The organism is Citrobacter koseri ATCC BAA-895, assembly GCF_000018045.1.
Classification (GTDB): domain Bacteria; phylum Pseudomonadota; class Gammaproteobacteria; order Enterobacterales; family Enterobacteriaceae; genus Citrobacter_B; species Citrobacter_B koseri.
The window spans coordinates 3,234,794-3,248,007 of the sequence record NC_009792.1; the positions used below are offsets into that span (position 1 = coordinate 3,234,794).

At 46.9% G+C, this 13,214-nt stretch carries 8 protein-coding genes and 2 pseudogenes; 7 read left to right on the forward strand and 3 right to left on the reverse strand.

The annotated features are described in order from the left end of the window. Positions 1 to 23: 23 nt before the first annotated feature. From CKO_RS14870 to CKO_RS14880, 3 genes are all read right to left on the reverse strand, one after another. A complete protein-coding gene (locus CKO_RS14870; protein ID WP_012134251.1) occupies positions 24 to 1,448 on the reverse strand; it encodes a DNA cytosine methyltransferase in 1,425 nt (474 codons plus the stop codon). A gap of 292 nt (positions 1,449 to 1,740) precedes the next feature. After that, a complete protein-coding gene (locus CKO_RS14875; RefSeq protein WP_012134253.1) occupies positions 1,741 to 5,256 on the reverse strand; it encodes an AAA domain-containing protein in 3,516 nt (1,171 codons plus the stop codon). Between the two features lie 316 nt (positions 5,257 to 5,572). Then, entirely contained in the window at positions 5,573 to 6,352 is a 780-nt protein-coding gene (locus CKO_RS14880; RefSeq protein ID WP_012134254.1) for an HNH endonuclease, read from the reverse strand. Positions 6,353 to 6,512: 160 nt separating this feature from the next. Here CKO_RS14880 and CKO_RS14885 point away from each other — a divergent pair, with 160 nt between their 5' ends. The 7 genes and pseudogenes from CKO_RS14885 (at position 6,513) to CKO_RS14915 (ending at position 13,134) form a co-directional block, all read left to right on the forward strand. After that, positions 6,513 to 7,403 carry a hypothetical protein gene (locus CKO_RS14885; protein ID WP_024130749.1) on the forward strand — a complete coding sequence of 297 codons (891 nt, stop codon included), beginning with the start codon at positions 6,513 to 6,515 and terminating at the stop codon, positions 7,401 to 7,403. A gap of 138 nt (positions 7,404 to 7,541) precedes the next feature. Beyond that, a complete protein-coding gene (locus CKO_RS14890; protein WP_024130750.1) occupies positions 7,542 to 7,736 on the forward strand; it encodes a helix-turn-helix transcriptional regulator in 195 nt (64 codons plus the stop codon). A gap of 103 nt (positions 7,737 to 7,839) precedes the next feature. Then, positions 7,840 to 8,493 (forward strand): annotated as a pseudogene (locus CKO_RS23530) (ParB family protein); the annotation flags it as partial. Between the two features lie 51 nt (positions 8,494 to 8,544). Then, a pseudogene (locus CKO_RS14900) lies at positions 8,545 to 10,394 on the forward strand (conjugative transfer ATPase); the annotation flags it as partial. Between the two features lie 180 nt (positions 10,395 to 10,574). Then, on the forward strand, positions 10,575 to 11,270 hold the full coding sequence (locus CKO_RS14905) for a hypothetical protein (protein ID WP_012134262.1): 696 nt from the start codon (positions 10,575 to 10,577) through the stop codon (positions 11,268 to 11,270). A gap of 163 nt (positions 11,271 to 11,433) precedes the next feature. Continuing rightward, entirely contained in the window at positions 11,434 to 11,889 is a 456-nt protein-coding gene (locus tag CKO_RS14910) for a RipA family octameric membrane protein (RefSeq protein WP_012134263.1), read from the forward strand. A 444-nt stretch (positions 11,890 to 12,333) separates the two neighbouring features. After that, positions 12,334 to 13,134, forward strand: a complete 801-nt coding sequence (locus CKO_RS14915) for a hypothetical protein (protein WP_134863692.1) — start codon at positions 12,334 to 12,336, stop codon at positions 13,132 to 13,134. The last annotated feature ends 80 nt before the right edge of the window (positions 13,135 to 13,214 follow it).

Genomic DNA, 13,214 nt, shown 5'->3' on the forward strand with positions numbered 1-13,214 from the left:
AAATTCCGGGGGATCTGTTTATATTATTTTTTGGTCGCCTTGCTTGCAGCGGCTTTCATAATATAAGGCTGAAGCAGTTTTGCCACGGCTTCAAAAACGGGAACGACCACTGAGTTCCCAAACTGTCGATAGGCCTGAGTATCGGAAACGGGGATTCGGAATGGCTTGCCTCCGGGTTGCTCAAATCCCATTAATCTTGCGCATTCATGGGGCGTCAGTCTTCTTGGCCTTTGTTCCTGATTCTCTGGATTAGAGAAATCGATTTCGCCGAGTTCTTTATCCCATCCTCTGTCGATGAGAATTTCAGATCCATCTTTATGGTAACGAGCGGATAATGTTCTCGCGACGCTATTTTCATTATTCGGATCAACCAGACCAAAACCGAACCCATTACCTTTGGCGGCATGCTTTTTAGCATAGTTATAGAGATATTCCCATAACTTAGGGCTCAGGATATATTTACTGTCAACCGCAGGGTCCAGAAGCTGACCAAATGTTGGTCTTTTCTCAGGGTAGAATTTATGAATATTCTTTAAAGTGAATCCCTGATGGATATTAAGGTCACGGCGGAATCCGACCAGAACAATACGCTCACGATGTTGTGGCAGGAAATTTTTACCATCAATAATTTTAGGATCATCTTTCCCTGTGATATTGGCATCAGCGACTTCATAGCCTAATTCATCAAGGGTATCCATAATGACTTTAAACGTTTTGCCTTTGTCATGGCTCTTAAGGTTTTTCACGTTTTCCAGCACAAAAATGGTTGGTTGCTTAGCCTTGATTATGCGGGCAACATCGAAAAAAAGAGTGCCCTGCGCTTCACATTCGAATCCATGTGCGCGTCCGAGAGAGTTTTTCTTACTTACACCCGCCAGACTGAATGGCTGGCAGGGAAAACCGGCCAGCAGGACGTCATGATCCGGGATGTGTTGATCGATATGGGCGTAGGCTTTCTCTTCTGAGATGCCTTCTTCTCCGCTTAGCGTGACTTCGCGGATATCCAGATTGAATGTGTGTGCGTCTTCATCGTTGTACCAGTTTGCTTTGTAGGTACGTACCGCTTCTTTATTCCATTCGCTGGTAAAAACGCATTGCCCGCCGATGGCCTCGAATCCTTTACGGATACCACCAATACCAGCAAACAGGTCAATAAAGCGGAAGTCATAGTCAGGATGATGAGCAGGTTGCTCCGGCAGCATTTTCCGTAACAGCGCTTCTTCAGCCATGGTGAGCGATTTTGGCTCACACTTGCCATTTACCCAGCGGTTAAGCGTTTCGCGGCTCCACTCATTTTTACCTATTTTTCTTAGCAGTTCTGCGACATACTTCTGGTCGTAAATTTCAAGTACCCGATCAATCAGCTTCCTGTCGCGCTCTTGTTGTTGTTTTTCTTCAGCTTCTGCTTTTTCGAGCAGTTCCTGCGCAAATAAATCGAATTCAGACATAACGCCTCCTCGGGGTTTATGGGTGAAAATATATCACTCATTTGACCCAGATGAAACGATTTATTCTGGATATTTGATCAGTATATGGATTCAACGGAGCGTACAAATTATGAGAGCTAGCCAATAGTGTTGCCAATTGTTGTGGGGGGCGTACATACAAGCTGCGCAGTGAATCTTACAGTATCGGCATACATAATTCTTCGCTAAATCATATGGTTCCTATATCACAACCGGTAATTTAGCCATCTTATCCTAAAGAAATAGCGATAAGATGGCTTATATAATCGCCGCTCTAAACCTGACGCCTCTCAAGGCTATTATAAATTGCCTCAATCTCGCCCTTCAGGTTATCACCGCAATAAACCATCGATGTATCGTATCGTTCATATCGCGCTTCACGTGTCGCACTAAACCAGTTGAATGATCCCACGCACAGCAAACCATCATCACCAATAACAATTTTACTATGAACACGATTGACCAGTTTTGTCGCAATACCAAGGGCGTTCAGTTTCTCCAGCGCCGCTTTGAGGTTCTGCTGCTTCTCTTTTCGCTTCTCAAAATCATTATGTTCAGTGTTGTAGCTTCTGTCAGTGACAATCGTGACGTTAATACCACGTGAACACGCCGCAATCATAGAATCAAGAAAACCGGTTTGCTCCAGTTTTTGCCAGGTCAGCCATGGAGAAACTATCGTGATGTGTTTACCGGTATTTTCAAACGTCTGATTCAGGAAATTATCATGCTGCTCCACACCATGGAGTGTGTAAATTTTGGTCTCGGAAGTTTTTAAATCCTTACGCTCTTTATAATCAAAAGTGAGCGCATTCTTCTCTGACTCAAAGAGATATTTTGCCAGTAATTCCCGCGGAGATGAAGCTGGCTGAATCTCAAACAGGTCCATATCGCCGAAGACCAGGAAACTGTCCTTCGCACGGGAGACAGCAACGTTCAGCATGCTGTTATCGCTATCAATAAACCCGCCGTCTTCATGCTTTGAATAGACTGGCGAGAATATCACAATCGCTCTTTCCGCTCCTTGAAGAGAGTGCACGGTGCCCACTGTGAGCGACTTTTCATTCGCGCCTGTACTGATACCTTGTTTACCCAGCGCCTGTTTGATGGTGGATACCTGCGCGCTAAAAGGCGTCACGATACCGACAATTTCATGAAGCGCTTTGCCGTAATGCGTTTCAATATCTTGCTGGTTCTCTGTAAGCCAGGCAGCTATCGTTTCAGCCTCAGGCAAATTATATCGACTTCCGCTACTTGCCAACTCTCCTTTACCATCAATATGGAGATAACCCATTGCGGGCATTAAATTGCTCTCTTCAAGCCCTCTTTTAGGCAACAACTTACCGTGATAGCAGAGCGTATTACAGTATCCAATAATATTATCGAAACACCGGCGGTGTTCATATAAGTACATCCCGCGAGCCAGTTCGGGATCATATTGATAGCGCGAAGCACACTGCGCTATTTTCATAACGCTGCCAGATGCGGCACTTTTGCCAAGCTCTGCGATTGCCGTATATTTCTCAGTAATCTCTTCTTGCGTACTCCCAGAAAGAATTTTTTCCGCCAGCATGTTACCTATATCAATAGCGGGAGCAATACTCCATATTGGCGGGATCTGTTCCGTATCACCAATCACTAATGCCTTTTTGGCTAAGGCAAACGAGGCAGCGGCCACTTCAGGAAGCACCTGCCCGGCTTCATCGACAATGAGTAAATCAGCGAAGTCATATAAATAGCTTTTCTCGAATTTACGTTGTCCTTTGTGTTCACTTATCTGCATATTGCCGGGCAGCATATAGCAGGTCATGACCACACATGGGGTAAGTTTCATTCGGCGTTGCCATCGGGCGGCTACCCCTTTAGCACCTTTCTTGCCCTTTTCTTTCTGCAGGTCATCAATGCTGGCCATATCCATCAGCCAACGGCCTTCCCAGTAGTGAGTCGTCAGTAAGAATGCAGGGAAGCGAATCTGCGTATCAGCCAGTTCATCGACCTGTGAGAAGCTCAGTTCCTCGTCGCCCTCATGCCCTAAATCAAGTGCCAGCCTCTGCCATTCCTGAGCTACCTGCTGTTCTTTAAGAACAATTTCATGGGTGGAGTCAATCTGCTGCCGGTAGGTTGTTTGCTCGCGCTCAGCGGAGTTGAGCAGTCCATCTATATTACGTTCGATGGTTTCAGGATCAGACCACTGATTTCCCGCAATCAGCGCACCTAATTTATCTTCGAGAAACAGTTGTATTTGGTACTGCCGCTTACTGCGAACCGCTGGTAGCCATGAAAATAATGAATAGATCAGTGATTCACTGGCCCGATATTTTTTCCATTCCGCTTTAGCACTCTTCAGTAGAGTGACTTTTTGTTCTTGCCCGGAAAGTAATTTATTTAAATTATCGAGATATTGCTCAATGTCGTTAGCAATAAGCTCTCGCGCCGCCCGAACCAGGCTTAACGTTTGCCATGTTGCGTTCAGCCTTACCAGTTGTTCGGATTTTGCTGCCAACTGACCATGCAGGAGTTCAATTACCTTTTCAGGGGATGAACAATCTTTTTCAGGGAAGGCTGCTTTAGCTTTCTCGAGATAAAACAGCAGTGCATCCTCTACATACTCTTTTGACTCAACCTGGTTGAAGAAATCTTCAGTTTGATATTTTTTGGCTGCCTCGGCTTTACGAGTGCTTGAGGGAAAATAAGCGCCGAAGCTTTTCAGCTCTGGCAACCATCGTCCGGCCATTGCACCAGTGCCCTGGGAAAAATCTTTCCCGAACGCCTCGATAATGTTCGTTACAGCCTGGTTATTCGTTGAAGTCGCGATAATAACCGGAGGTTCCGCTTTTTCGAGAGCCGCTCGGGCCCACTGCGTGGCGATGATAGAAAGCACCAACGTGGTTTTTCCGGTTCCCGGTGGACCATTGACGGCAAGGATATCGCCATGTCTTGCATCAAGAAAATGGCTTAAGGCATCGCGCTGAGCCTTTGCCAGCGGAAACTTATCCCCGGAGTGTCCAAGTCTGTCGCTGAATTTTGCTTCCGGAGGAAGTAATGACTCTGCAGCATGAACCTCTCGCGAGGCGAAGCGATTGAAGAGCGGCACATCCTTTTTGCAAATAAGCAGGTGATCATAAAGCGAAAGGATATGGAAACTGGCGCCGCCAGATTGCGCCGTTTTAACAATATAACCGTGCTCAGCGAGTTCATATTGCTCGGGATTTTTAATCCAGTCGCCGACAACGTTCTTCAGTAGCCTCTCTGAATCATCCAGATATTGACGCCAATCCTGCTGCCAGGCTGCATATCGTGCTTCTCGTTCTTCATCTGTTTCGGCAGTCTTATCAACGCTGTAATCAACGTTGATAGAGAATGACGTATGTGTCGTTTTGTATTTGTCATACTGCTCAATCTCACCAATCGAAAATGCCCCTTTTGGCAAAGGTTCAAGCAGGTCTCTGGGAATGGAAGTCGCTGGAGTCGGATATAAAAAACCTTCACGGCTCAACAGGGCTGACGTCACAATCGGGGTAACAATATCAGGCGCACCAGCGGAACGGTCCTTACCATGCTGCAGTAACCGGAAATAAACCTTTGGCCGCAAGATGATATCGACTGTTTCGACGTCGTCTTTTTCTCCCTCAAAAAATTTACCGACGATCGCTTCGTCAAGACGTCCCGCCGCTATCTCATGCCAGTGAGTGAAATTTTTGGCGTCTTTGCGTTCAAAACTGCCCTTTCCTGACTCAGCATCTGCAAGCGAGTTGCGCCAGTATGAGGCAAACCCTAAAGCATTTTCATCCATTACCAGTCCTATGACTCAATGAAATCCATTGATTTATCGAATATAAAATCACCGTATGGATAACTATTGTCCACGTTGAAAGGCTGGCTGCAATGTTTTGTTCACGCTTCGATACAAATACTCGGGTTATACGGAGTTCAGGAGGCAACCATATCCTGCTGCATGGCACATAAAAGCTTTATAACCGAAGCAGCAGAGGATTACCGGTTGCACAGCATGCTCCAGAAGCCCGTGAGCCCTACTGGACAGCGTTCAATGCAATATTGGAACCTGTAAGTTCAGAAAATAGCGCTGTCGAAGATAGTTTATAGCTTAACTATCTCAATAAATTCTCCCGATGCCACTCCAGATAACAATACGATTCAACAGAAAACGCCTTTATTTTCTCCGGCAACAAACACTGCTCTTTAACGCTAATATCCAGCTCATTACTAATTAATAAGCGCCCATCGTTCTCAAACGAAATCCATCCCTGATCGAAAAGAATATCAATATGTGCGGCCAGTATAATTCCATTAAACGGATCAAGGCGTTCATTCCCATTCTCGCAGGCAGCCCACGGTTTTATATGGCTGGCACGCAGTAACGGCGCAAAAGTCGTTCCCGTAACAGGGCATGCCGGATACAACATGAGACAATTTTTCCGAAAGGTACCCTGCCCCAGCCGTGCCGCAATCAGCTGCTCGCGTACGGTATCTTCAATACTTTTATCTTGCTGAATAATAAGACAGTCACGTTGCGCCTGTTCATCTCCATCAGAAGATATCAACGAAAGAACGCGCTGCTCAATCGCACTGTCTGAAAGCACACTCAATCGCTGATGCACACGCTGCGCTGAATGAGAAAGCACAGCAGGAGCGCCCTGCTCGTCAAGCCAGCCGACACGCACATCACTAAGCCAGGAATCAAAACGGTCACGACTATTTTTCAGACTATTGTGAAACTCGCTGGCGGTTTTGCCCGCGCCAAAACGAGGATAAAACAAGGCAAAAGCCTCTTTCCATTTCTGAACACCAAGTCCCACAGGTGGTTGAGATTTACCGTACTTCGACAAATACCACGCCACTTCAAGCAAATCGTCTTCCGAGCTATTCAATGTTACATCCTGTTTTTCCAGCGTAAATCATCACCGGATTATGTCTGAAAAGATCGTTAACTAAACTGATCAGGTTAGTTGTTTTAGCAAAAACATCTCACACCGGTTTTCACCATCAACAAGCACTACACACAACCAACAACACAAAAAGGAACGCCCCATGCCCCCACACAAAATCCGCCAGGAGTGGCTGACGCTGGACGAGGCCGCAGAAGTCATCCGGCAGCACAATATCACTTTGCTGCCCGCCGACCTGATCCGCCATGCCCTGCACGGCGATCTGCCACTCTCGGTCTACTTCCCCTTGCCCGTACTTCTGAGACCACTCAATCCTCCTTGCCGCTTTGTCTGCCGATTCAGCAAACCTCCCTTTCCGCCTTCTCAGTGCAACAAACCCGGCAACCGCAAAGTGATGGCGAACTCTCCGCCGTGCAGACGCGGCCCGACTCTGCAACTGACCACCAGCCATCTGTGGAATTTGCCGTTAATTGGCCTTGAGCGCCTGCTGCTCCACAAGCAACTGGCGAAAACGTTGAATCGTCCTTGCCCCAAAGATACCCACTGCTGCAACCAGATTGGCATTGTGGTCTGCGATGAGAACGACAGCTACTACCAACTCTGTTGCCGCAAATCGTTGCGGGAGCTTTTACTGGAACTACTCGCCACGCAAAACAACCTCCAGGAAGAGCTGCATCTGCTGATTGGCCAGCTGTATGGTAATGGTCGCAATGACCTGAAATCCCGGCTTAGTCTGTCCGTCTGCTACCTGCAGGACACGCTGCCTCCTGACGCTCTGTTCGTCATCCGCCGCACTCATCTCGAGGCCTTCCTGACCCGTCATCAGCCGGAATCAAAGGAGCGGATCACCTCCGCGCTTTCCCGTTTGCTGTGGCTGGCCTGCAAGCACAACCCGCAGCTGGACGATGAAATGCTGGGGCATCCCTACAAACTGCTGAACATTTTCGAATGCTGGGCGCGTGAGGAAGGTATGCACCTGCCGCTGAGCCCCGAGACGTTGAAAACCGCACTCCAGCGCGGCGCACCGTCGTAACGCGATCAACTAACCATTTCAACTAACAACTCTCACTAACCCAGATAAGGATTTTTACTGCCTGGCAGGGACGCTGCTGCTTTGATAACCACGCCCATCGTGCTGATGTGAACGAATCTGGACACAGGAGGAATGGTTATGAATAGCGACAGATTTTTACGCTTACGCCAGGTGGAAGACAAAATCGGCTTCGGTAAATCGTGGATTTATCGGCAAATTCAGCTGCAACAGTTTCCGCCATTCATCCGACTCAACAGCCGCCACGTCGCCTGGCTGGAAAGCGAGGTGGATGCCTGGATCCACCAGCGCATCCGCCTCACCCGCGATGTCTGAATGCCGGAGGAAAATTATGTGCGCTTCACACCTGCTCAACCGCTGACTTCACGGTGCCAGCACTACCGGAGAACAGGAAATAGTCCAGGTCAGTCTGGAACAAATCCAGTCGTTCTCCCTCAATCCTCGCGTCACCCGCAACCCCGGCTATGACGTACTGAAAGCGTCAATTCTTGCCCGTGAGCTGGATAACCCACCGGTGTTGACCCGTCGCCCCGGTGATGAAAAATATATGCTCGCCAGCGGCGGGAATACGCGCCTCGCCATCCTCAATGAACTGTGGCAGGAGACGAAGGATGAGCGTTACCACCGCGTCTGCTGGCCGTTCAGACCGTGGCCGGAAACGCTGTCACCGCAGCAAGGCGAAGTCCAGTGCCTGATCGGCCATCTGGCCGAAAGCGACCTGCATAACGGATTGATGTTTATCGAACGCGCGGAAAGGATCCTGCACCTGCGCGATCTTTACCAGGAGGCAGGCATTGAATGCTCGACGCAGCTGGCGCTGGCGGAGCAACTCACCCGCGACGGCTATCCCGTCAGCCCGTCGCAAATCAGCCGGATGCTACAGACCGTAGACTGGCTGCTGCCCTGCATCCCCAACGCGCTATACGGCGGCCTGACCCGAAAGATTATCGATCGCCTGCTGGCGCTACGCAGCGCAGCGGAACAGGTGTGGGCAAAGCTGATACCGCTGGAGCGCCAGCCCGAATTTACCGACCTGTTCAGCACCGCCCTCGCCACCTTCAACGGCGAGCCGGAAGCCGTGGTACCACAACTGGTGCAGGACGAACTGCTCGGCGAGATGAGCTCATGGCTGTTTGACCAGCGCCCGCATAGCTGCGCAAAACGCCCACCGTCGGCCATATGACCGGAGAGTCTGCACGCGGCGACGGCATTAACGCGCTGTTCGATCTGCTGCCGGAAGGGGTGATTATGGCGCTGACCATCGTCGTCTGGCCGCAGGACCGGCTGGAGGAACATTTAAGTCGCCTCAGCGACCGCGCCATCGGCGAGAACGTCGAATCGGAGTACACCAAAAAAGACTGTCAGGAGGTGCGCCACTGGCTGAAGGACGGCCACAAACTCTACCGCAGCGCGCTGGCGTTTTATCTTTCCGCCCCGGATAACGGCGAACTGACCCGACGCGTGCGCAGCCTGAACAGTCTGCTGCTGAATGCGGGTATGGTCCCGGTACAGGAAAATGACGAACTCGCCCCGCTCAGTTCGTGGCTGCGCTGGCTGCCGATGTGTTTCGACCCAGCGCGGGACAAGCGCCAGCTCTACACCCGCTTCAGCTTTGTGCAGCACCTCGCCAACCTGCTGCCGCTATTTGGCCGCGAGAGCGGCACCGGGCATCCGGGCGTCAGCTACTTTAACCGGGGAGGCGGGATGTTGTGCTGGGATCCGCTCAACCGCGAGGACCGCGCCCAGAACAGGCACCTGTTATTGCTCGGCCCAACTGGCGCAGGCAAATCCGCCACCCTGAACGCCAAAATCGCGCAACTGATGGCGCTGCATCGCCCGCGCCTTTTTATCGTCGAGGCGGGCAACTCGTTCGGGCTGATGGCCGATTACGCCCGTGAGCATGGCCTGACGGTGAATAAAATCAGCCTGAAACCCGGCTCCGGCATCACGCTGCCGCTATTTGCTGATGCCTGGAAGCTGGCGGAAAGCGATGTGCCTTCAGCAGAACCAGATGATGACGATCCCGAAGATGCCGATAACGAACAACGCGATCTGCTGGGCGAGATGGAGATCACGGCCCGCCTGATGATCACTGGCGGCTAACTGAAAGAAGACGCCCGCCTGACTCGCTCTGACCGGGCATTAATTCGCGAAGCGATTCTGCACGCGGCCCGGCTCACCGCTCGCGAGCAGAGACAGACGCTGACACAGGATCTCCGCGACGCCCTGTTCACGCTGGCACAGGATGTAGCACTACCGGAATCCCGCCGTAACCGGCTGTGGGAGATGGGCGAAGCGATGAATATATTCTGCTCCGGGTTTGAGGGTGAACTGTTTAACCGTGAAGGCGAGGCCTGGCCGGAAGCGGATATCACTCTGGTGGATCTGGCGATGTTTGCCCGCGAAGGTTACGAAGCGCAACTGGCGATTGCCTATATCTCGCTGATTAACCATATCAACAACTTCGGCGAACGTGACCAGCATCTGGCTCGTCCCATCGTTAATATTACCGACGAAGCGCATATCATCACCGTCAACCCGCTACTGGCGCGGTTTCTGACGAAGGGTTTGAAGATGTGGCGCAAGTTGGGGATCTGGCTTTGGCTGGCAACGCAGAACCTGAGCGACTTCCCGGATGATGCGAAGAAACTGCTCAATATGATCGAGTGGTGGGAGCTACTGGTGATGCCACCCAAGGAGGTGGAGCAGGTTAGCCGCTTTAAATTCCTGACGCCGGAACAGCGACAGCTCCTGCTAAGTGCGACCAAAGCGCCGGGGAAATATACCGAAGGCGTGGTGCTTTCGCCGCGTGTTGAGGCACTGTTCCGCGTGGTTTCCCCTGCCCTGTGGCTGGCTCTGGGGATGACGGAGAAGCATGAGAAGGCAGAGCGCATGCGGATTATGCGGGAGTTTGGGTGTAGTGAGCTGGAGGCGGCGGTGAGGGTGGCAGAAAGGTGCTTTGTCAGTGGCTGAGTGAGCCACTTGAATCGAGTATCGCTTTATCCAAATTGCAATTCAATCTGACTGGCAGGCCTGTGCTAGACAACGGACATGAAAATGATCCTCGCGCATTAATAGGCCATGTAGATCGTTGCAGGTGTTAATTAACATAGGGTAATATCTTCAAAATCGATAAATTAAAGGTTTTCCTAAATGAGCAACGCTACTGATTGGATTTCTGCTGGAGCGAATATAGTGATGGCCGTCACTGCATTTATGGCTTATCGTGTCGGTCGAAATTACTTATTAAACTTAACTAATAATGACGCATACAAATTAGCATTTGAAATAAAGGATGAATTATTACCTAACCTAAAAAAGGCTGTTAGATTCATTTATAGATATAACTCAATAGAACGTTTATTAAATGAATTATTGAACGATAAAAAGATCAACACCAGAAAAATAAAAACCATTTTCAATCGTTCACTGGCGATTAGAGGTAGTTACTTAAACATAAAAAAGCAAGAGAAAAGTGTTAAACTTTCTTTAAGGAAGCTAGATGGGTACGGATGGGGTTCCATTGGGAAAAAAGAAGTCTTCCTTGAAGAAATTACAAATGCCTCATCATTGTTAGAAGCAACTTGCGATAAATTTGATGATGAAATTGATTCTTTTGTTTCTGCTGTATTTGGGGTCGAGTCCATAGAAGGAGATATCGAATTTGATATAAGCAAAGCCACTTTGGATGAAAATTATTCATTAGATACTAGACATATAAATAAATTATTAGACTTAATAACAAAAATAAGATCGTCAAGAGATAGCCTTGATCATTCATATGAAAAATACATGGCTAATGATAACTATATTGGGTTATTTTTCAAACGACAAAAAGGTCATATTTAAAGGTATTACCTAATTAACTGATAGCATGCTATATAGGAGTTTACAATAGATTACTTTAAACTTCGGCTCAATCAGTGGCAGTAGCTTTTTGCTAATTATAGCCATTTTAATACACATTTAAGTTAGTTGAAAATTAATTTTTACAACAAAGAGATTTTATATCATGAATCATGATGGATATAATTTAAAATTCGAAGCTGAAAATGGAAAATCAAAAAAACTAAAGGCTACATTTAATCAAGTTTCAGATATTAGAAAATTTGAGGTCGAGCTTTACTGGAAAAGGGCAACTTACTTCTGGGCATTAATAGTTGTTGCCTTTACTGGATACTTCTCTATTCTGTCATCAGAACATATACCAAGTAAGTTCTTTTTATCATTTGTGGTCTCGTGTATTGGTTTTATTTTTACTTTTGCATGGTTTCTTTCAAGCAGAGGGAGTAAATATTGGCAAGAAAATTGGGAGAACCACTTAGACTTGTTAGAGGATAAAGTAACTGACCCTCTATACAAAACTTTACTTGAGAGACCAGGTTACGAAAATCTCGCCGAGAAATTTATAACGGGCCCCATGAGTGTATCTGTTTCTAAAATTAATCAATGGGTCAGTTTTTTATAGTGTTCGTCTGGCTTTTATTAACAGCATTTTCTACTTATAACTCTTTATTTTCTCTTCATTTATCTTCGGATAAATGGTTAAAAATCATCCTATACATATTCATCTTAATTGCTACTTTATTCTCCTGCGTTATGATGTTTAGCTTCGGGAAAACTCACAAAGATAAGCACTCTCCGCTTGTCGTAGAACGGAAAACAGCAATTGAATAGGTAGCCTTACGTTGTGGGGATGAGTGTGAATAATCACTATAACTAAAGAAAAAATATTTACCAATTTAGTTCTCCTCCACGAGACGCAATTAATGCCACCTGCTATGCAGGTGGCATTTACTGGGCTAGATTATGCTTAATTCATTTGAATTTATGTGATACAGTGATGCAGAAAAGCCCCGAGCAAGAAGTGGATTCTGCTTCTTAGACCGAAATTAGAATGGAGATTATTAACATGGAAATAACTATAGCTGAGTTTGTTCCCACCTTAAATGAATACGTAGATGTTCATATAAAAAACCCCGACCCCGAAATTAAAATAAAAGTGGATGATTTTTGTGACTTTCCTGGACCAGAAAATTGTCAAAGTAAAATAGAGAAAATAAAAAAGAAAAAAAGAAACTCCCTTTTAAACAGCTTTAATAAAAGAGTTGATGATGTAATCATGCTCAATAGATATGCACTGCATCAATACAATATAAATGCAGAGAAAATTGCCCCGTTATTTAAAAATTACGATGAACAGCATGGTGGAATGTTTAGCATTATTTATGACGAGCATGATGAAACTAAAGTTGATTGTGCTCGAATGGGCTTCATCAATTTCAACTATGTTTGCGAACTATTAACAGCAAAGAAAATTGCTGATGAAGGTTTGATAATTCATTTGTGGGCAACAATTGAACAGTTTGTTAAGCGAGCCATAATAATCATGGGAGGCGAGGAGAAAGAAATGCCTTTTAAATGGCATGAGCTGAAAAGATTATCTACCAAAAATGGGATTGATTTAGAATCCCTTCCATCATATGCCATAATTAATGAAATTAGAGTTGTTAACAATAAAATAAAACATCTTTATATAGTTGATGATGAACTTAGTAAATACCCTGGCTTTGAAAAATATAAAGGTAAAAAAATGAGTCTTGTCGACTACAGGACGCATGAATACGCTTTGGCAACATATCATTTTATGAATAGATTAGTTATGTTTATGGGACCGATTATAAGTTATGCGCCAGATAGAATCATTGATTAGCATAAATAAATTGAAAGATGCGATCATAAATAATACAAATAATGTCCTTTGTGCGCAATAACTCGAGTTCCTAGAAGCGG